This window comes from Pseudomonas sp. H3_E07, from assembly GCF_054668895.1.
This window is the reverse complement of the sequence record NZ_CP162795.1, coordinates 4630898-4651501: the sequence shown is the minus strand read 5'-3', so window position 1 is coordinate 4651501 and position 20604 is coordinate 4630898. Positions and strand designations below refer to the sequence as shown.

Annotated in this window: 20 protein-coding genes; 9 read left to right on the top strand and 11 right to left on the bottom strand. The window is 60.5% G+C overall.

The genetic code is table 11. The annotated features are described in order from the left end of the window. Positions 1-149: 149 nt before the first annotated feature. The 5 genes from mnmC to AB4O08_RS21335 all read left to right on the top strand — a co-directional run bounded on the left by mnmC (position 150) and on the right by AB4O08_RS21335 (position 7290). A complete protein-coding gene (gene mnmC / locus AB4O08_RS21355) occupies positions 150-2150 on the top strand; it encodes a bifunctional tRNA (5-methylaminomethyl-2-thiouridine)(34)-methyltransferase MnmD/FAD-dependent 5-carboxymethylaminomethyl-2-thiouridine(34) oxidoreductase MnmC (protein WP_460114326.1) in 2001 nt (666 codons plus the stop codon). 134 nt (positions 2151-2284) lie between these two features. Continuing rightward, the gene (locus AB4O08_RS21350; protein WP_010208886.1) at positions 2285-4057 is read left to right on the top strand and encodes an N-acetylglutaminylglutamine amidotransferase; all 1773 of its coding nucleotides are present in this window, start codon (positions 2285-2287) and stop codon (positions 4055-4057) included. 3 nt (positions 4058-4060) lie between these two features. After that, complete coding sequence (ngg, locus tag AB4O08_RS21345) at positions 4061-5794, top strand: N-acetylglutaminylglutamine synthetase (protein ID WP_010208885.1); 1734 nt, start codon at positions 4061-4063, stop codon at positions 5792-5794. Positions 5795-5818: 24 nt separating this feature from the next. Further along, a complete protein-coding gene (locus AB4O08_RS21340) occupies positions 5819-7003 on the top strand; it encodes an osmoprotectant NAGGN system M42 family peptidase (protein ID WP_010208883.1) in 1185 nt (394 codons plus the stop codon). A gap of 59 nt (positions 7004-7062) precedes the next feature. Then, a complete protein-coding gene (locus AB4O08_RS21335) occupies positions 7063-7290 on the top strand; it encodes a YheU family protein (protein WP_003192759.1) in 228 nt (75 codons plus the stop codon). 8 nt (positions 7291-7298) lie between these two features. On the opposite strand, the gene csrA is transcribed toward AB4O08_RS21335, so the two are convergent. Together csrA and AB4O08_RS21325 are read right to left on the bottom strand one after the other, a co-directional pair. Next, positions 7299-7502 carry a carbon storage regulator CsrA gene (csrA, locus tag AB4O08_RS21330; protein ID WP_010208881.1) on the bottom strand — a complete coding sequence of 68 codons (204 nt, stop codon included), beginning with the start codon at positions 7500-7502 and terminating at the stop codon, positions 7299-7301. Between the two features lie 129 nt (positions 7503-7631). Then, positions 7632-8447, bottom strand: a complete 816-nt coding sequence (locus tag AB4O08_RS21325; protein WP_010208880.1) for an SDR family oxidoreductase — start codon at positions 8445-8447, stop codon at positions 7632-7634. Between the two features lie 339 nt (positions 8448-8786). Here AB4O08_RS21325 and AB4O08_RS21320 point away from each other — a divergent pair, with 339 nt between their 5' ends. Beyond that, positions 8787-8939: a DUF3309 family protein gene (locus AB4O08_RS21320; RefSeq protein WP_010208879.1), complete on the top strand. Its 153-nt coding sequence runs from the start codon at positions 8787-8789 to the stop codon at positions 8937-8939. A gap of 54 nt (positions 8940-8993) precedes the next feature. Here AB4O08_RS21320 and AB4O08_RS21315 read toward each other — a convergent pair whose 3' ends face one another. The 3 genes from AB4O08_RS21315 to AB4O08_RS21305 form a co-directional block, all read right to left on the bottom strand. Further along, positions 8994-11081, bottom strand: coding sequence for an LTA synthase family protein (locus AB4O08_RS21315; RefSeq protein WP_010208877.1), 2088 nt, complete (start codon positions 11079-11081; stop codon positions 8994-8996). Positions 11082-11376: 295 nt separating this feature from the next. Then, positions 11377-11568 carry a PLDc N-terminal domain-containing protein gene (locus AB4O08_RS21310; protein WP_003172956.1) on the bottom strand — a complete coding sequence of 64 codons (192 nt, stop codon included), beginning with the start codon at positions 11566-11568 and terminating at the stop codon, positions 11377-11379. A gap of 68 nt (positions 11569-11636) precedes the next feature. Next, positions 11637-12167, bottom strand: a complete 531-nt coding sequence (locus AB4O08_RS21305) for a hypothetical protein (protein ID WP_042571839.1) — start codon at positions 12165-12167, stop codon at positions 11637-11639. Positions 12168-12360: 193 nt separating this feature from the next. Between AB4O08_RS21305 and AB4O08_RS21300 the strand changes: the two genes are divergently transcribed. Continuing rightward, positions 12361-12954, top strand: a complete 594-nt coding sequence (locus AB4O08_RS21300) for a hypothetical protein (RefSeq protein ID WP_050513948.1) — start codon at positions 12361-12363, stop codon at positions 12952-12954. 22 nt (positions 12955-12976) lie between these two features. Here the strand turns inward: AB4O08_RS21300 and AB4O08_RS21295 are convergent, their stop codons facing one another. After that, a complete protein-coding gene (locus tag AB4O08_RS21295; protein WP_021490800.1) occupies positions 12977-13492 on the bottom strand; it encodes an ankyrin repeat domain-containing protein in 516 nt (171 codons plus the stop codon). A gap of 109 nt (positions 13493-13601) precedes the next feature. After that, entirely contained in the window at positions 13602-15428 is a 1827-nt protein-coding gene (locus AB4O08_RS21290) for a long-chain-acyl-CoA synthetase (protein ID WP_010208871.1), read from the bottom strand. Between the two features lie 352 nt (positions 15429-15780). Here AB4O08_RS21290 and AB4O08_RS21285 point away from each other — a divergent pair, with 352 nt between their 5' ends. Then, positions 15781-16059, top strand: a complete 279-nt coding sequence (locus AB4O08_RS21285; protein ID WP_010208870.1) for a DUF3509 domain-containing protein — start codon at positions 15781-15783, stop codon at positions 16057-16059. A 60-nt stretch (positions 16060-16119) separates the two neighbouring features. On the opposite strand, the gene AB4O08_RS21280 is transcribed toward AB4O08_RS21285, so the two are convergent. From AB4O08_RS21280 to aroC, 4 genes are all read right to left on the bottom strand, one after another. Continuing rightward, positions 16120-16389: a response regulator transcription factor gene (locus tag AB4O08_RS21280; RefSeq protein ID WP_010208869.1), complete on the bottom strand. Its 270-nt coding sequence runs from the start codon at positions 16387-16389 to the stop codon at positions 16120-16122. 212 nt (positions 16390-16601) lie between these two features. Then, complete coding sequence (locus AB4O08_RS21275) at positions 16602-17132, bottom strand: acireductone dioxygenase (protein ID WP_010208868.1); 531 nt, start codon at positions 17130-17132, stop codon at positions 16602-16604. Continuing rightward, entirely contained in the window at positions 17129-18292 is a 1164-nt protein-coding gene (locus AB4O08_RS21270) for an MFS transporter (RefSeq protein WP_010208867.1), read from the bottom strand. Before AB4O08_RS21270 ends, AB4O08_RS21275 begins: the two co-directional genes overlap by 4 nt. 73 nt (positions 18293-18365) lie before the next feature. Next, positions 18366-19457 (bottom strand): chorismate synthase, encoded by a 1092-nt coding sequence (gene aroC, locus AB4O08_RS21265; protein WP_010208866.1) that lies wholly within the window; start codon positions 19455-19457, stop codon positions 18366-18368. Between the two features lie 143 nt (positions 19458-19600). Here aroC and AB4O08_RS21260 point away from each other — a divergent pair, with 143 nt between their 5' ends. Then, on the top strand, positions 19601-20563 hold the full coding sequence (locus tag AB4O08_RS21260) for an alpha/beta hydrolase (protein WP_176331982.1): 963 nt from the start codon (positions 19601-19603) through the stop codon (positions 20561-20563). Positions 20564-20604: the final 41 nt, after the last annotated feature.

Below are 20604 nucleotides of genomic sequence, written 5' to 3'. Positions count from 1 at the left end.
TAGCGCTGATTGTTGATGGGTTGGCGGGCGCGCACAGCAGTTTTTCCCATGCAAAAACTGTAGGGCTACCACCCTGGATCAGCCCTGTGGCGCGTGATCGGCTAGAATGGCCGCCTTGCCTTTGCCTGCGTTATTTTTATGAGCCGCCCATGAACCCCGTAACCCACGCCCAGCTCGACTGGGACGACCAAGGCCGCCCGCGTTCGCGGGTCTTCGACGATGTGTACTTCTCCGACAAGTCAGGCCTTGAAGAAACCCGCTATGTGTTCCTTGAGCAGAACCGTTTGCAAGAGCGCTTTGCCGCCTTGCCGGTGGGCGGTCGGTTGGTGATTGGCGAGACCGGTTTCGGCACGGGCTTGAATTTCCTATGCGCCTGGCAACTGTTTGAACAACACGCGGTAGCCGGTGCGCACCTGCACTTTGTCAGCGTAGAAAAGTACCCGTTGAGTCGCGCCGACCTGCAACGTGCCCTCGCCCTCTGGCCCGAGTTGCAGCCCTTGGCCGGGCAACTGCTGGCCCAGTACATCGCCATTCACCAGGGTTTCCAGCGCCTGGTGCTGGATAACGGTCGCGTGACCTTGACCCTGTTGATCGGCGATGCCCTGGAGCAGTTGCCACAACTGGACGCACAGGTCGATGCATGGTTTCTCGACGGCTTCGCCCCGGCGAAAAACCCGGAAATGTGGACCGCCGAGCTGTTTGCCGAACTGGCGCGCCTGGCGGCTCCAGGTTCGACCATCAGCACCTTCACCAGCACCGGTTGGGTACGCCGGCTGATCAATGCCGCCGGGTTCAAAATGAAACGCACACCGGGCATTGGCCACAAGTGGGAGATCCTGCGCGGCGAATTCCTCGGCTGGCCGGCGGACGCACCCGCACCGTCCGCTGCCAAACCATGGTTTGCGCGCCCTGCGGCGTTAGCGGGCGAACGGCACGCGCTGGTCATCGGCGGCGGCCTGGCCGGTTGCGCCACCGCCTCCAGCCTGGCGGCACGCGGTTGGCAAGTCAGCCTGCTGGAGCGCCACGCGAGCCTGGCCCAGGAGGCCTCGGGTAATCCGCAGGGCGTGCTGTACCTCAAGCTGTCGGCCCATGGCACAGCGCTGTCGCAACTGATCGTCGCTGGGTTCGGTCACACCCGGCGCCTGCTGGAGCACCTGCACCGTGGCGTCGACTGGGACGGCTGCGGCGTGCTGCAACTGGCCTTCAACGCCAAGGAAGCCGAACGCCAGGCACAGCTTGCACACGCGTTCGCACCGGACCTGCTGCACCTGCTGGACCGTGATCAGGCTCAACAACAGGCGGGGATCAGGCTGGCCCAGGGCGGTCTGTTTTTCCCGGAAGGTGGCTGGGTGCATCCTCCGGCGCTGTGCCAATGGCAAGCGGCGCATCCGCTGATTAAGGTACTCACTCATCATGAGGCCCTTGAGTTGCACCGTGTCGACGACCAGTGGCAAGCCCGCGACGGCGATAGGGTACTGGCCAGCGCCACGGTGGTCGTGCTCGCCGGGGCTGCCGACATCAAGCGATTCGCGCTGAGCGCTGACTTGCCGCTCAAGCGTATTCGCGGGCAAATCACTCGGCTGGCGCAAACAACGGCCAGTGCGGCCCTGGCCACGGTGGTCTGCGCCGAGGGTTATGTCGCGCCAGCCCGGCGTGGCGAACACACCTTGGGCGCCAGCTTTGATTTCAACAATGACGACCTCACACCAACGGTTGCCGAACATGCCGGCAACCTGGCGATGCTGCGCGAGATTTCCGAAGACCTGGTGCAGCGCCTGGGGGCCAATCAACTGGTACCAGAACAACTGGAGGGCCGTGCCGCCTTTCGTTGCACCAGCCCTGACTACCTGCCAATCGTCGGGCCATTGGCCGACACCGAGGCGTTTCAACGCACCTATGCGGTACTGAGTAAAGATGCCCGCCAGGTACCGGACATGCCCTGCCCATGGCTGCCGGGGGTGTACATCAACAGCGGCCACGGCTCTCGCGGGCTGATCAGCGCGCCGCTCTGTGGCGAGTTGCTCGCCGCCTGGCTGAATGACGAACCGCTGCCGGTTCCGGCCAGCGTAGCCGAGGCTTGCCACCCGAATCGGTTTGCCCTGCGCGCGTTGGTAAGAGGCAAGGCAACGGTCAACAAAGAGCGGCATTGAAGCCATCACGGCTATTTGCCTTATAACTTATTGGTCTAAAACTCCGCGGATAGCACTGGGTCAGTTTCTGGGTACGCGCCCTTTGGGCGTATTGAGAATGACCCCTCCCCAACGGAAAAACCGGTAAGGAATTTATGTGCGGATTAGCTGGAGAATTACGTTTCGATGCCCAACCTGCCGACCTGGCTGCGATTGAGCGCATCACCCATCACTTGGCCCCACGCGGCCCTGATGCCTGGGGCTTTCATGCCCAAGGGCCGATTGCCTTGGGCCACCGCCGCCTGAAAATCATGGACCTTTCGGACGGCTCAGCCCAACCGATGGTCGATTCGCAGCTCGGCCTCAGCCTGGCCTTCAACGGCGCGATCTATAACTTCCCGGAATTGCGTCAAGAGCTGGAAGCCTTGGGCTACGCCTTCTATTCCGGTGGTGACACCGAAGTCCTCCTCAAGGGTTATCACGCCTGGGGCGAGGCGCTGCTGCCCAAGCTCAATGGCATGTTTGCCTTTGCCATCTGGGAACGTGATGCCCAGCGCCTGTTTATTGCCCGCGACCGCCTTGGGGTGAAGCCCTTGTACCTGTCGCGCACCGGCCAGCGCCTGCGCTTCGCCTCGGCATTGCCGGCGCTGCTCAAGGGCGGTGATATCAACCCGATCCTCGATCCGGTCGCCCTCAATCACTATCTGAATTTCCATGCCGTGGTGCCTGCGCCGCGTACCTTGCTGGCGGGCATTGAAAAACTGCCGCCAGCGAGCTGGATGCGCATCGACGCCAGCGGCAAGACAGAACAGAAAACCTGGTGGACCCTGCCCTACGGCCCACATGAAGATGAAAAAAACCTGACCCTGGAAGACTGGACCGACCGCGTCCTCGACAGCACGCGCGAAGCCGTGGCCATTCGCCAACGCGCGGCGGTGGATGTGGGCGTGCTGCTTTCCGGTGGCGTCGACTCAAGCATGCTCGTCGGCCTGCTGCGGGAAGTGGGCGTACAGGATCTGTCGACATTTTCCATCGGTTTTGAAGACGCCGGCGGCGAGGCCGGGAACGAGTTCCAGTACTCCGACCTGATCGCCAAGCACTATGGCACCCGCCACCACCAGTTACGCATCGCCGAAAGCGAGATCATCGAGCAATTGCCGGCGGCGTTCCGTGCCATGAGCGAGCCGATGGTCAGCCACGATTGCATCGCCTTCTACCTGCTGTCGCGGGAAGTGGCCAAGCATTGCAAAGTGGTGCAGAGCGGCCAGGGCGCAGATGAACTGTTCGCCGGTTACCACTGGTACCCGCAGGTGGACGGCGCGAGCGATCCCTATGCCGCTTACCGCGACGCGTTTTTCGACCGCAGTTACGACGATTACGCGGCCACTGTCGCGCCGAAATGGCTGACCGCCAATGATGCCGCCGGCGACTTCGTGCGCGAACATTTCGCCATGCCCGGCGCCGACGCCGCCGTGGACAAGGCTCTGCGCCTGGACAGCACGGTGATGCTGGTAGATGACCCGGTCAAACGCGTCGACAACATGACCATGGCCTGGGGCCTGGAAGCACGTACGCCGTTTCTCGATTACCGCCTGGTCGAACTCTCGGCCCGCGTGCCCGGCCAGTTCAAACTGCCCGACGGCGGCAAGCAAGTCTTGAAGGAGGCCGCGCGCCGCGTGATTCCGAGCGAAGTCATCGACCGCAAGAAAGGCTACTTCCCGGTGCCGGGCCTCAAGCATTTGCAGGGCGATACCCTGAACTGGGTGCGTGAACTGCTGCTCGACCCGAGCCAGGATCGCGGCCTGTTCAACCCGACCATGCTCGACCGCTTGCTCACCGACCCGCAAGGCCAACTGACCCCGCTGCGCGGCTCCAAGCTGTGGCAACTGGCGGCGCTGAACCTGTGGCTCAGCGAACAAGGAATCTGATCAATGAAACCCCACGCAGCGGCTTACAGCCAACGCTTGCTCAAAGGCCAGGCGCCCACTTACGAGCGCCTGCAAGCGCGCCTGGCCGAAGATGGTAGCCCCTTGGCGGCCGAACCGATTGCCGTGCATTGCGGTTGGGGCCGATTGTTGATCGGTCATACATTTCCAGACCCCGCCAGCCTCGCCCAGGAGTTGCTCAACGAGCAGGCTGGCGAAAGGGATATCGCGCTCTACGTGGCCGCGCCCCAGCAGATATTGGGGATTGATCCGCAGCAGTTGTTCCTTGATCCGTCTGATACCTTGCGCCTGTGGTTCAGCGACTATCGCCCAGCGACTCGGGTATTTCGCGGTTTCCGCATTCGCCGGGTGCAGTCCGAGGCGGATTGGCTGGCAGTGAATCAGTTGTATCAAGGGCGCGGCATGTTGCCCGTCGACGCCGAACGCCTCACCCCACGCCACCAAGGTGGCCCGGTGTATTGGCTGGCCGAGGATGAAGACAGCGGCGCCGTGATCGGCAGCGTAATGGGCCTCAATCACCAGAAGGCTTTTCACGACCCGGAAAACGGTTGCAGCCTGTGGTGCCTGGCGGTCGACCCGCAATGCACCCGGCCCGGCGTGGGTGAAGTGTTGGTGCGCCATTTGGTGGAACACTTCATGAGCCGTGGCCTGAGTTACCTGGATCTGTCGGTGCTGCACGACAACCGTCAGGCCAAGAACCTCTACGCCAAGCTCGGCTTCCGTGCGCTGACCACCTTTGCGATCAAGCGCAAGAACGGCATCAACCAGCCGTTGTTCCTCGGCCCGGGCCCGCAGGCGGGGTTCAATCCCTATGCGCGGATCATTGTCGAGGAGGCCCACCGGCGTGGTATTGACGTACAGGTGGATGATGCGGATGCCGGGTTATTTACCTTGAGCCACGGTGGGCGTCGCGTGCGTTGCCGTGAATCCTTGAGCGATTTGACCAGTGCCATCAGCATGACCCTGTGCCAGGACAAAAGCCTGACCCATAAAGTGTTGAAAGCCGCCGGTTTGAAGCTGCCGTCGCAGCAATTGGCAGGCAGCGCCGATGACAACCTGGACTTCCTCGATGAACACCAGCGCATCGTCGTCAAGCCGCTGGATGGCGAGCAAGGCCAGGGCGTGGCGGTGGATTTGCAGAGCATCGAAGAGGTGCAACAGGCGATTGAAACCGCGCGCCAGTTCGACAGCCGTGTGTTGCTGGAGAGCTTTCACGAAGGTCTGGACCTGCGCATTCTGGTGATCGGTTTCGAGGTGGTCGCCGCGGCGATCCGTCGTCCTGCTGAGGTGACCGGCGACGGCCATCACTCCATCGGCGCGTTGATCGAAGCCCAAAGCCGTCGCCGCCAGGCTGCCACCGACGGCGAAAGCAAAATCCCCCTGGATGGCGAGACCGAACGCACCTTGCAAGCCGCCGGTTTCGACTACAGCAGCATCCTGCCCCGTGGCCAGACCCTGGCCGTGCGCCGCACCGCCAACCTGCACACCGGCGGCTGCCTGGAAGACGTCACCGACATCTTGCACCCCACGCTGGTGGACGCCGCCGTGCGCGCCGCCCGCGCCCTGGACATCCCCATGGTGGGCCTCGACCTGATGGTGCCCGCCGCCGATCAACCCGAGTACGTGTTTATCGAAGCCAACGAACGGGCCGGCCTGGCCAATCATGAACCGCAGCCTACCGCGGAGAAATTTGTGGATTTGCTGTTTCCCCATAGCTGAACGATCCGAACCCCAGGAGTCTTTATGAGCCGAACCATCCCCGAACCGGATCTGAATTACCTGCAAAAAGTCCTGCTGGAAATGCTCGCCATTCCCAGCCCCACCGGGTTTACCGACACCATCGTGCGCTACGTCGCCGAGCGTCTGGAAGAACTGGGTATCCCGTTTGAAATGACCCGGCGCGGCACCATCCGCGCCACCTTGAAAGGCCAGAAAAACAGCCCCGACCGCGCCGTGTCCGCGCATCTGGACACCATCGGCGCCGCCGTGCGCGCGATCAAGGACAACGGCCGCCTGAGCCTGGCGCCAGTGGGCTGCTGGTCGAGCCGGTTTGCCGAAGGTAGCCGTGTCAGCCTGTTTACCGATAACGGCGTGATCCGTGGCAGTGTGTTGCCATTGATGGCGTCCGGGCATGCGTTCAACACCGCGGTGGACGAAATGCCGGTGAGCTGGGACCACGTGGAGTTGCGCCTGGACGCCTACTGCGCGACCCGTGCCGATTGCGATTCTTTGGGGATTGGCATCGGCGATTATGTGGCCTTCGACCCACTGCCGGAGTTCACTGAGAGCGGCCACATCAGCGCCCGCCATCTGGATGACAAAGCCGGTGTTGCCGCCCTCCTCGCTGCGCTCAAGGCCATCGTCGACAGTGGCGAACCCTTGCTCATCGACTGCCATCCACTGTTCACCATCACCGAGGAGACCGGCAGCGGCGCGGCGGCCGCTCTGCCCTGGGACGTCAGTGAGTTTGTCGGCATCGATATCGCCCCCGTCGCCCCCGGCCAGCACTCCAGCGAGCACGCGGTGAGCGTGGCGATGCAGGATTCCGGCGGGCCGTATGACTATCACCTGTCACGGCATCTGCTGCGTCTGGCGTCGGACAATGAACTGCCAGTACGCCGCGACCTCTTCCGCTATTACTTCAGCGATGCGCATTCGGCGGTCACTGCCGGCCACGATATCCGCACTGCCTTGTTGGCATTCGGTTGTGATGCGACCCACGGCTACGAACGTACCCACATCGATAGCCTCGCGGCCCTGAGTCGCTTGCTGGGCGCTTACATTCTCAGCCCGCCGGTGTTCGCCAGCGATGCACAACCGGCCCAGGGTTCCCTGGATCGGTTCAGTCATCAGATCGAGCACGAGACGCAGATGGAGAGCGACACACGTGTGCCGTCGGTAGACAGCCTGGTGGGCAACAAGTCCTGAGGCTGGCAACTGGGGTCCCGGCGCAGTAGCATCGCCGGGATCCATTACCCGAGGCTTGTATGCTGATTCCCTACGACGCACTTGAAGTCGACACCCTGACCCGCCTGATCGAAGACTTCGTCACCCGTGACGGCACCGACAATGGCGACGACACGCCCCTGGAAACCCGCGTGCTGCGCGTACGCCAGGCGCTGACCAAGGGCCAGGCGCTGATCGTATTCGACCCGGAAAGCGAGCAGTGCCAGTTGATGCTCAAGCACGATGTGCCCAAGCATCTGTTCGACTGACCGGGGTTTCAGGGGTTGGGCACAGGCACTGGAGGGTGTCTGGCGTCTTGGCGCTCAAGGATTTTCTGGTACACCTCCGCGCGATGAACATGCACCCCGGCCGGTGCTTCCACACCGAACTTGACCTGTTTACCGTTCAACTCAAGGATATGTACGGCGATGTCATCGCCGATGGAGATGACTTCGCCTACAGCGCGGCTTAAGACCAACATGGCGGTTGTCCTTTTAATAGTGAAAGGACCTTGACCATGCGCGCAGGGGATGGGTCGCAGCAATGGCTCGCGGCGAAAACAGGCAGCACCTACAAAGACAGGTAAATTGCCTGACATACTAGCGCCTGATCAGCCCTTGGCCGCCTGCGCTTTGGCGCGCATTTTGTCGGCCATGGTGGTCATCTCGTCATAGAGCAGCTGCGGGTTCTTCTGCTTCAACGCCCACGCCATCCGCCCCTGTTCGTGGGGCAGGATCATGAACTCGCCTTCCGCGACGCGCTGGTAGATGTAATCGGCAATATCCGCCGCCGAGATCGGCGAGCTCTCAAGCAACTTGCCCACTTGGGCCTTCATCGCCGGGGTTGGCCCACGGAACGAGTCGAGCAGGTTGGTCTGGAAGAACGATGGGCACACCACGTGCACGCCGACTTCCTGCTGCTTGAGTTCCACCAGCAGGCTTTCCGACAGCGCCACCACGCCGGCCTTGGCCACGTTGTAGTTGCTCATCGCAGGGCCCTGCATCAGCGCAGCCATCGACGCGATGTTGATAATGCGGCCCTTGCTCTTTTCCAGCAGCGGCAGGAACGCCTTGCACCCCTTGACCACACCCATCAGGTTGATTGCGATCTGCCAGTCCCAGTCTTCCAGGGACAGTTCGGCGAAGAACCCGCCCGAGGCCACACCGGCATTATTGACGATCACATCGATGCCACCCAGCTTCACTTCGCACGCCTGGGCAAATGCGGTGAGCTGGCTGTAGTCGCGTACATCGCAGCGTTGGATAAAACCGTCGCCACCGCTCTCGCGTACACGCTTGAGGGTTTCTTGCAGGCCCGGTTCGCTGACGTCCGACAAGGCCAACTGCCACCCTTCACGGGCCCAGCGCAGAGCGATTTCGCGGCCCAGGCCCGACCCGGCACCAGTGATCATCATGCGATTTTGCATAGGAAGTATGCCTTGTGGTTCACGGAAGAAGTAACCGGCAGTGTAGCGAAGGTTTTTCCCACACCCATCCACCATCAGAGTGATGAATAGCCCTGGCAAACCGCGGGCTCGGTCGGATAGCGAGGCGTAGCCTAAGTTCAATCTTTTTCAACTAAGCAGAAGAAAGTGTTCACGCAGTAAAAGAAATAAGCGCCACTGCAAAATGCTTTAAAAAAACAGGGAATTTTCCACGAAGAGGTGCAGTCGGAGTTATTAAGGCGTCCGTATTTAAGTCGGTTTTAAGTCGGGCCTACTTTTTAAACAACCGGTCTTTAAAGAAGGCCTACAAGGAAAAAAACCATGAGCCTTATTCTGATCATTATCCTTATCCTCCTGCTGGTGGGCGGCCTGCCGGTGTTCCCGCACTCGCGTAGCTGGGGTTATGGCCCATCGGGCATCCTGGGCGTGGTCCTGGTCGTGCTGCTGGTGTTGTTGTTGCTCGGCAAAATATAAACGCCGGGCAAAAAAAGAGGCCTTCTTGAAGGCCTCTTTTTTATTGCCGGTCGATTAGTCCGGCTTACCGTCTACCACCCCTGCGGTGTTATCCAACAGGCTCTTGGTCGCTGTCTGCAGGAACGATTCAAGCTTCTGCTTCAGTGCGGCCTCGTCTGGCGATTCGGAAATGACCTTACCACTCGGCTCGGCGCCCAGTTCGTACGACCACAGCTTAGGCGGCATTTCCTTAGGCAATACCAGCACGCGGTCGCCCGTCAGCAGCGCCACGGTCTGGTCGCTACCCGACGGTTTGATCACGCCGAAGCCCTTGTCGCCTTCCGGCAGGTTCAACAGGTCGCGGCCCCAGCACTGGTGCAGGGTTTCGCCACCGAGACGGCCCATGATGGTCGGCACGATGTCGATCTGGGTCCCCACGGTGTGGTCACGCTCGCCGAACTTCTCCTGTATGCCCGGTGCGATCATCAGCATCGGCACGTTGAAGCGGCCCAGGTCCATTTCAGTAATCTGTTGCTCGTTACCGAAACCGTGGTCGCCGACAATCACAAACAGGGTTTCCTTGAAGTACGGCTCCTTGCGGGCCTTTTCAAAGAACTGGCCCAGGGCCCAGTCGGAGTAGCGCATCGCCGTCAAATGTTCGTCGAGGCTGCCACGGCCCGTGACCTTTTCCACCGGCAATGGTGTCGGCAACGCATACGGCGTGTGGTTGGACAGGGTTTGCAGCAGGGCATAGAACGGCTTGCCGCCTTCACGGGCTTTCAATTCTTCCAGACCACGGTTGAACATGTCCTGGTCGGACACGCCCCACGTCGGATCGGAGAACACCGGGTCGACGAAGTCGTTACGACCGATGAAGTTGGTCATGCCCTGGTTGCTGAAGAAGCCTGACTGGTTGTCCCAGGCAAAATCACCGTTGTAGACGTACACGTCGTCAAACTTGCGCGCGCTGAGCAACTGCGGCAGGCCCGACAGCTTGTGGCTGCCTTCCGGGGTCTGCATCAGGTATTCGAACGCCGGCAGGTTCGGGAAGCACGCCATGGTGGCGAACATCCCTTGGTGGGTGTGCGTGCCGTTGGAGAAGAAGCGGTCGAACAGCAGGCCTTCCTTGGACAGTTTGTCGAAGTACGGCGTGATATTGCCCGGACGGCCCAGCGCACCGACCGAATGACCGGCGAAGCTTTCCATCAGGATCACGACGACGTTCTTGATTGGCAGGGTTTTCTCGGCCGGCGGGGTGAACTCACGGCGCACGGCGGCGGTGTCGGTATCCACCAGTTTTTCTGTCGGCAGCACCAGCATGTCACGCACGGTCTGGGTCGCCAGCGGCTGCTCCAGTGTGGCCTTCCAAGTGTTGTCACGGTGCTCGGAGAAACGTGCCTTGGCCGCGCCGATCAACGACAGCGTGCCATTGAGACCCAGCTGGTTGGCGAAGTTCGAGTCGGTGGTGTACACGTCACCCCAACGCAGCGGCGGGCCCTGGCGCAGGGTGCCACGAATGGCGACCACGGCGATCAGCAGGCAGACCACAAACACCGCGATGCGGGTGTACCACGGCGCTACCTGCCGGGTGCCGATGCTGCCACCGCTGAACGGGCCGCGCGGGCGCGTTGCGCGATCGGCACCTGTAAAGGCCATGCTCAGGATCAGCGTACCCACGGCCCAGGCCAGCAGGTAGCGCACCACAGGGAAACCGTACCAGAGCATGCTCATCACGGTACTCGGGTCTTCCTTCACGTACTGGAAGACCAAACCGTTGAGGCGCTGGTGGAATTCGCGGTAGAAGTCCATTTCCATCAGGCCCAGGAACAGGGCAATGCTGGACACGACGGTCAGCCACAGACGGAAGAACCCACGCGCGGCCATGGCGCGGACGCTGAACAGTGCCAGCAGCAGCGGGATCAACGCGTACATCACGAAGCGGATGTCCAGGCGCGTGCCATTGCCGAACGCTTCCAGGAAGGTCGAGGCCGGCGTGTCGAGGATCATCTCGCGGTTGTACACCAGCAGCGCGAGGCGCAGCAGGGAGAACATCACCATCATGACCAGTGCACAGAGCAGTGTGTACGCCAGATGGGATTTGACGGTTGGTTGCAGCAGGCGATTAGAAGCTCGCTGCTGATTCAGGGCGTCCGGGTTTGCCATGTCGTTTTAGGACCCATTGGAAGTTTAAGTGACGAAGTAGTGCAGTGGCGCAAATGGTGCCCGATCAACGGCAGCAAGGCTATTAATTACTGAACGCGCACCCCTGCCCCGCCTTGAGTGGCACTGGGATTAGAGCCCCTGGCAGGGAAATGAAGCCGGCGAATTGTCTTGGATGGGATGTGAAAATTCCGTGCAACGAATATTTCGATACACAAATCTAATGGGTGTACGCAAACCAATGTGGGAGCTGGCTTGCTCCCACACGAACGGTGCTCAGTCTAGATCTATCGGATAATCAAATCCGCACATTGCCCCGCGGCCCGGCAATCGCCCAGATGATCAGCCCCAGCACCGGCAGCAGTAGGATCAGCAAAATCCACAGCACCTTGGCGCCCGTGCTCGCGCCGCTTTTGAATACGTTGATGATCGCCCAGATATCCAGCGCCAGGATGATCAGCCCGATCAAGCCATTAAAAGTGGAACCCATGGTGTCGCTCCTAAAGTGAGGGCATGCACTTGTAGGATAGCCAGCCCTGGTGGGGGTTCCGTTTTATTTCAGACGTGAACGGCGATCTTCAGCGCTTCCAGGGACGGCTCGCCCTTGATGCCCAGTTCGGCGCACAACTCCAGCACCCGCGGCAGGTCGTTGCCGTAGACCAGCACGGCCTGGATCTCGTCATCCAGCAGTTGGCTGAAGTTAAGCAGCACATAGCCACCGTCTTCCGGACTCAGGGCACTCATCTGGATCTGGATGCGGTTCAACGCCGTGAGGTCTTCGGTCTTGGCCAGTTGCTTGGGTTTGAGGTTGAACGCCACGCCTGGGCCGAACGACGCGACGATCTGCGCGAACAGGTCGCCGTAGGTATCGGCCTGGAACAGCACGGTGTCTGGCAGGCTGCCGACCACGATCCATTCCCCCAACGGAATCGGGAAGCTGTCGTCGTAGTTGATATCCGGGTTGGCCGCCAGAAACGCCGCCGGGTCCGCGTAGGCCTGGGCCGCTTCATCGGCAATGCGCGCCACTTCGTCCTCGCTCATGACGCCGGCGCTGATTTTGCTGATGAGTTCGACGAGGGCGGTTTTCATGGGCGTGGTCCTGTAGCGGGCTGAATTGGGGCCGGGAAGATAACACCGGCTACCCTGTACAACAACTTCGCGCAATTGTAGGACCTGCTCAGGTGCATGCGTAGTCCAATTCCGAAATTCCATCACGCTGATTTATGGCGCCTTCAGCTACTTATAGTCCGTGACCCTGTTTGTTCCTCTAAGGACAGAGCGCATGGCCCAAGCGTATATCAATCAGTACACCACCGATTTGCTCAGTTTGAAGTCGCGCTTGTTACCCGGATCAAGTCGAGCGTTGAGTGAAAAGTTCGATGCACTGAACCTGCACCTGCGTCATGGCTTGGTCACGCCAGGTCAGAGGGTGCTAATTCCGCAAGAATATGGTGTGGCCTGTACTGCCGATGATGCGTGGCTGATGCGCCACGTACAGGAGATACGGCCCAGGTTGGACCAAGATGCTTCGGCGGGAACGGTAGTCATTGGTCACTATGACGTGCTTCAGAGTTGGTTGGGGTATGGCTCCCTGGGCGTAGGCAGCACGACCTCCGCGTGGGCACAGCATGTGGACGAAGTAAAGCAGGCACTGAGCGAGATTGAACAACGTCACCAACGATTCAAGAACGGTACGCTGGAGAGGAGGACGTTTCTCCAGCAACGGGACCTTTACGTCAAACGCGGCGAGATCACCGAAGAGGAGCTCGCCGCGATCCCTATTGTTTTGAAACGCTGGCTTATCGCTTACTACTGTTTTTCAAGGCTGCAAATTACCGGTGTATTCACTTGGTATGTTTGGGCCAAGCTACTGTAACCCGTGATTCGCCTTCCTCGACCTACACCAGTTTTTGCAACTTCGCCGCCGTATCCACTGCGCCCATGGTGTGTGCCGCCGCCAACGCGGTTGCGCCCTGTGCATCAGTGGCCTTGGGATCGGCGCCCTGGCCGAGCAGGTAGTCGAGCATTTCCACGCGATTGAACATCGCGGCCATCATCAGTGCCGTACGGCCATCGGAGGAAGACGCGTCCACTGGCGCACCGCCTTCGATCAGTGCCTTGACCACCTCCAGGTTGCCCTTGAAAGCAGCACCGGCAATCGGCAGCTGGTTCTTGTCGTTGGCAATCAGCGGGTCAGCCTTGAATTCCAGCAGCACTTTTACCGCGTCGGCATGACCGTGATAGGCCGCAAGCATCAGCAAGGTGTCGCCATTGTGATTACGAAAGTTGGCTGGCAAACCCTTGGCCAGCAGCGCGGCAAGCATGGCGGCGTCGCCTTTGCGGGCGACGTCGAACACCTGCTCGGCAAATTCTGCGGCTTCGTCATCGGTCATTTGTTTGGCTTGGTCTGACATGTGGGGCTCCTTGTCTGGTCCTCTATATGGCGCCCAGTGTCGCGAGGGAGTTCCCACCTGTCATGGCTTTTTTGTCAAAAGCCTCCATAGGCATATTCAATCGCGCGGCTTAATAACGAAAGTGTCCGGCCTGGATCTGCGCCAACAGCTGCCCAGTGACCGGCACATAGCAGTCCGAACCGGGCAACCAGGCGTAGACCGGGTCATTGCCCGCCTTCTCCGGGTCGAACGCCTCTTCCTTGAGCTTCACCTTCTGGTATTTGAACGTACCGGTGGTCTCCATTTTGACCTTGATGCGCAGGAACAGCGGCACCGCGTAGTGTGGCAACTGGCCGTGGGCAAATTGCAGTAACTCACGCATATCCAACGAGGCCAGCGACTCACTCGGGGTGATGGCAACCATCCCGGCGCGGCCATTGGTGTTTTCGATTTCGACACCGTAGGCCACCACTTCAGCGATCTGCGGGTGTTGCAGCAGCACGTTCTCCACTTCGGTGGTGGAGACGTTTTCGCCCTTCCAGCGATAGGTATCCCCCAAGCGGTCGACGAATTGCGCATGACCGAAGCCGATGCTGCGCACCAGATCACCGGTATTGAAGTAGCGATCGCCCTTCTCGAACACGTCGGTGAGGATCACCTTACGGTTCTTTTCCGGGTCGGTGTAGCCGTCATAGGGCGACTTTTCATCGATCCTGGCCAGCAATAGACCTTGCCCGCCGGTCTTCACTTTAAGCATGAAGCCATCGCTGCCACGAACCGGCTCGCCGCTGTCATGGGCGTAGTCCACCAGCGCCCAATGCTGCAGGCAAAAGCCGACGGTGTTGTCGAAATTCAATATGTTGGTGAAGCCGATGTTGCCGTCGCTGGCCGCATACAACTCGCAGACATGCTCAACGCCGTACCGCGCCTTGAACTGCGCCCACACGCCGGGACGCAGGCCATTGCCGACCATCTTGGTCACACGATGATCGCGGTCGCTGACGTTGGTAGGTTGATCAAGCAGGTAACGGCACAATTCGCCGACATAACCCAGGGTGGTCGCCTTGAACCGTCGAGCGTCATCCCAGAATTGGCTGGCACTGAACTTGCGCCGGATGGCAAACCCCGACGCCCCGATAATCGCCGAGCCCCAGCACACACAGAGACCGGTGGCGTGGTACAGCGGCAAGGTGCAATAGAGGACATCGTCCGGGCCCATGTCCAGAGCGATGCTGCCAAAACTGACGGCGGTCTTGGTCCAGCGGCCATGTTTCATGATGCCGGCCTTGGGCAGGCCCGTCGTGCCGGAGGTGTAGATATAGAAGCAGGGGTCGTTGAAGAAGATCTGCGCGCTGCTCGGCGGGTTATCCACCGGGGCTTCGGTGCTGGCGGCCATCAAGTCGGAGTACCCGTCAGGCAGCGCGCTGGCCTGTTGATCAGCGACAAACCAGGTGCGCTCGGCGGGAATCGCCACTTGATTGCGTACGGCCTCGTAGGCAGCCACCAATTCCGCGCCCACCACGATCGCCGCCGGGCTCACCAGGTTCAGGCTGTGCACCAGCGCCGCCTGGGTCTGCGCCGTATTGAGCATGGCGCAGATACCGCCCAACTTGGCGACGGCCAGCACATTCAGCAGCAACTCGGGACGGTTTTCGATGAACATCGCCACCACATCGCCCTTACGGATGCCCTGAGCATGCAAGTGGTGGGCGATACGGTTGGCCGACTGGTTGACTTCGGTGTAGCTGAGTACGCGGTCGGCGTACAACAACGCGGCGCCATCCGGATTGCGCAGGGTGGCTTGCTCGAAGTGCCAGCCCAGGCCGCAGGGTTGCTGAGGGTCGGTGACGTTGGCGGCACGCATGCCGCGCACTACCCGTGGCAGGGCGCGGACAATAGCGGGCACCTTACGCAGCATCATGCCCCAGGTAATCATGTCGTTTGGCGAATGGTTCATGGGAACGTCCTTTTTCTTATTCTTAGTAAACCTTGCAGGAAAGTACGTCAGCCTCTCTTGGGCTGTACACGCAGGATTTGAAAAGTTTTGTATCCCGATGAACGACCGATGGAAAAAGGAATTTCGCAACGCGGGCGCAGTCTTTAAGGGTAATGGCGCGTCCGTCCAGCCGTGTCGAGCCACGCAAAATGCAGGATGCATGATGGCCATTCATGCAAATTGCACGAAATCGAAAATTTACACTTTTTGTATCTTATTGATTTATAACGACATTTTATAAAATCAATAGCTGGCACAATCACTGCACCTATCACTCCATGCTTGCCAACTTGAGCCAACGGAGCTGATAGACATGAGCCTGATCCAAGATAAATTCGCTTCAGTATTTTCCAACTACGACGTCACCACTCAGCCACGTCCCGACGGTGGCATCCTGTTGACCCTGCGTAACAGCGAAGGCAAGCAGGTCAAGCGTTCGATCTCCTACCAGCAGTTGCATACTGCCGACCAGTTGACTTGGGTGATCAGCGCCATCCGCCGCGACCTGGCTGAACAAGCCAGCGACCTGCCCCAAATTTCGATGCTGCAAAGCCAGAACCGCTTTGCCCTGCCGACTTACCACTCGGCTTAAGCAGCCGATACAGAAAAGGGCCGCGACACCCAGGGTGTCGCGGCCCTTTTTTTGATGCCTTCAGCAAAGCCCCTTGCGCGCCGCTTCGTTCATCGCCTGGACACGGTTACTGACTTCCAACTTGCCGTAGATATTGCGCAGATGGAATTTCACCGTGGCTTCAGACGTGGCGCGTATCTGGCTGATCTCCCACACCGTCTTGCCTTCCGAGGCCCAGCGCAGTATTTCCAGCTCCGTGGGCGTCAAGCGCTTGCCCGCCAGATTAATACGCCGCCTGACTGCGTTGGGCACCAAATACGGGGCCGCTAACGATTTACTTGGGCCTCTCATTAGTTTCTCTCCTTTTTTATTGGCGGACGTCCTATCACCCTTCGGATTCCTCCTATTGACGGATGATATAAACGTGCTTGCCGAAGAGAGTTACATAAGGCGTGGGATTAAAGCGTGGCCCCCAGAATAAACAGCAAGGCCCTACACGATCTTAAGTTTCTTCCCACAACAACTTCCAACGTACGGGGGTTGAAGTTTCTGATGGCTCGCGATTAATCATCCAATCCGGGAAAACGCCGGGCAATATCGTCACCCGTGAACTCCGGAATCCCGCCCTCCGCTGTATTGAATAAACGCAACGCCACAAAGTGCGGGTGCTCGCCCGCGTCAAACCAGTGCGCCATACCGGCCGGGATTACCAGCAGGTCGTTTTTCTCACAGCGTACGGCGTATACGTAGTCGCCAATGTGCAGCGTGAACAGGCCCTGGCCGGCGAGGAAAAACCGCGCGTCGTCTTCGCTGTAGCGGCGCTCGTCGAGAAATTGCCCACGTAATTCGGCGTTCTGCGCCTGATCACCGGCGTCCCTCAGCACCTCGACAGCACGGTAGCCGAGGGTATCGATATGCGCCTGACAGGCGGCGATCAGCTCGGCATCGCTGGCGCCCTTCTCGACCGGGCCGGGCTGCCAGCGCTCGAAACGCACACCATGCTCGGCCAAGGTGGCGGCGATGTCATCGAAATGGGTCAGGACCTTGTTCGGCGTATCCGATGTAGCGACGGAGTAGACAGCGACATAACTCATTGAAGGGTTCCTTGGTTCTGCTCTTGCAATCGAAAACCGATAATAACGGCGGCCGCCAGGGCGGCGACGCTGGCGATGCTGAAGGTCAGGGTCGGCCCCAACAGGTTCCAGCTATAGCCGGAATACAGGGCGCCCAATGCGCCACCGGTGCCGGCCAACGCTGCATACAGCGCCTGGCCCTGACCTTGTTGCCTGTCGCCAAAACTGCGCTGCACGAAGGCAATCGCCGCCGCATGAAAGCTGCCGAAGGTCGCGGCGTGCATCACCTGCGCCAGCAACAGCACCCAGAAAAACTCGGCAAACGAGCCCAGCAGCAGCCAGCGTAGCGCCGCCAACAGGAAACTCGCCAGCAGCACCCGGCGTACCGAAAAGCGCGAGAGGATGCGGCTCATGGCAAGGAACATCAGCACTTCAGCCACCACGCCCAACGCCCACAGCATGCCGATCACACCACGGCTGTAGCCCAGATGTTCGAGGTGCAGGGTGAGAAAGGTGTAATACGGGCCATGACTCATTTGCATCAGCGCCACGCAGGCATAAAACGCCAGAACGCCGGGGCTCCGCAATTGTTTGAGAAAGCCCTCGCCCGCCAGACGATTGCCGTGACTGGCAGGTTGCGCATTCGGCACCCACACGCTGGCGCCGATGATGCCGGCCATGATCACCACGACTACCACTGGGTAGATGTCCAAGCTCAGCCAGTCGAACAGGCGGCCCATGATCACCACGGTGAGAATGAAGCCGATGGAGCCCCACAGGCGGATCTGGCTATAGCGCGAGGTCTGTTTTTGCAGGTGCGCGAGGGTGATCACTTCGAACTGCGGCAGCACCGCGTGCCAGAAGAACGCGTGCAGGGCCATGACCAGCGCGAGCCAGGCATACGTGTGGCTGATGAAGATCAGCGAAAAACTCGCCAGGGTGCACACCGCGCCGAAGCGCACGATGGCCAGGCGCCGGCCGGTGTAGTCACCCAGCCAGCCCCACAGATTGGGCGCCACGCAGCGCATCAGCATGGGGATGGCCACCAGCTCGCCAATGCGCGCGCTGGAGAAGCCCAGGTGGTCGAAGTACAGCGCCAGGAATGGCGCCGTCGCCCCCAGAAGGGCGAAGTAGAACAGATAGAAGCTGGAGAGGCGCCAGTATGGGAGGGCCGGGGTCATGACTGCGGCTGCTTCGCCGCCCAGCGCGAGCCAGCTCGCTCACCACAGCACGCTGGCTCTTTCCAGCAGGTTGTCACAGCTGGCCCAGCACCGGCGTACTCACACGAACATCGGCATTCTGCCCACGGTTGCGCAGCAGGTGGTCCATCAACACGATGGCCATCATTGCTTCAGCGATCGGCGTAGCACGGATGCCGACGCAAGGATCGTGGCGCCCCTTGGTGATCACGTCCACCGGGTTGCCGTGCACATCGATCGAACGGCCCGGCGTGGTGATGCTCGACGTCGCCTTGAGCGCCAGGTGCGCCACAATCGGCTGGCCGGAGGAAATACCACCCAAGATGCCGCCCGCGTTGTTGCTGAGGAAACCTTCCGGGGTCAGCTCGTCGCGGTGTTCGGTGCCGCGCTGGGACACACAGGCAAAGCCGGCGCCAATTTCCACGCCTTTCACCGCGTTGATGCTCATCAGCGCATGGGCCAGTTCAGCGTCGAGGCGGTCGAAGATCGGTTCGCCCAGACCGGGTTTCACGCCTTCGGCGACCACGGTGATCTTGGCACCGACGGAGTCCTGGTCGCGGCGCAACTGGTCCATATAGGCTTCCAATTCAGGCACCTTGTCCGGGTCGGGGCTGAAGAAAGCGTTGTCGTCCACGCTGTCCCAGGTCTTGAACGGGATTTCAATCGGGCCCAGTTGGCTCATGTAGCCGCGGATCACGATGCCCTGGGTGGCCAGGTATTTCTTGGCAATGGCACCTGCCGCCACGCGCATCGCGGTTTCGCGGGCCGAGCTGCGGCCGCCGCCACGGTAATCGCGTTCGCCGTATTTGTGGTGGTAGGTGTAGTCGGCGTGGGCCGGACGGAACAGGTCCTTGATCGCCGAGTAGTCCTTGGACTTTTGGTCGGTGTTGCGGATCAACAGGCCGATGGCACAGCCAGTGGTGCGGCCTTCGAATACGCCGGAGAGAATTTCGACTTCGTCGGGCTCCTGGCGCTGGGTGGTGTGGCGGCTGGTGCCGGGCTTGCGGCGGTCGAGGTCACGCTGCAGGTCTTCCAGGGACAGCTCGAGGCCGGGCGGGCAGCCGTCGACAATGGCGACCAACGCCGGGCCATGGCTTTCGCCCGCGGTGGTGACAGTGAACAGCTTGCCGAAGGTATTGCCGGACATGCAGGGCGCTCCGTGAAATCAGTTGAATCAAGTCAACCGTAATAACTTAAGGCGGCCAGTATACGCAGGCTAACCGAGTAGTTCATCCTCGAAACCTTAGCGGTAGACCTTGGTCCAACCGGCACCTTCCTCATGATGGCGCGATGATGCTGCGAGTACTGCTTTTGACCCTCACCCTGTTTTCCAGCCTTGGCTTCGCCGCCTCCCCTGTGGTGCTGCAACGGCCTATCAGCCTGGACACGGGCAGCGGCGAGCTGTTTGGTTCGCTTTTGCTGCCTAAATCCGAAGAACCCGTACCGGTGGTGCTGATCATCGCCGGCTCCGGCCCCACCGACCGCAACGGCAACAGCGCCGACGGCGCACGCAACGACAGCCTCAAGCGCCTGGCCTGGGTGCTGGCGCGACATAACATCGCCAGCGTGCGCTACGACAAGCGCGGGGTCGCGGCCAGCCTGGCGGCCACCCCCGATGAACGCAACCTGACCCTGGACGCTTACGTCGCAGACGCCGTGGCCTGGGGCAAACTGCTCAAGGCTGACAAACGCCTGGGCCCGCTGATTGTGCTGGGTCATAGCGAAGGTGCGCTGGTGGCGGCCCTCGCCGCGCCGCAACTGGACCCGGCGGGCGTGGTCTCGCTGTCCGGTAGCGCGCGCCCGGTTGATCAAGTCATCCGCCAACAGTTGGCCGATCACCTGCCCCCTGCCCTGCTGCTGCGCAGCAACCAAATTCTTGATCACCTCAAGGCCGGCCAAGTGGATGCGGATGTGCCTGGCCCGCTGGAAGGCATTTTCCGACCCAGTGTGCAGCCGTATCTGATCAGCCTGTTCCGTGCCCATCCGTCGGCCGCCTTTGCAAAGTTGAACATGCCGGCACTGATCATCCAGGGCACCCACGATATTCAGGTCGGCGTGGGCGACGCTCAGCAACTGAAAAACGCCAAGCCCGACGCGCAGCTTGCAGTGATCGAGGGCATGAACCACGTGATGCGTATCGTGCCCAACGACGTGAAGCAGCAATTGGCCTCCTACAACGACCCGCAACGGCCCCTCGCCGCCGAGCTAGGCAACCGCCTGGTGCGCTTTATCGACGGACTTCAACCCCGTTAAGCGACAATTTGCCTCCAGTCCTGAGGAAAACGGCCGATAAG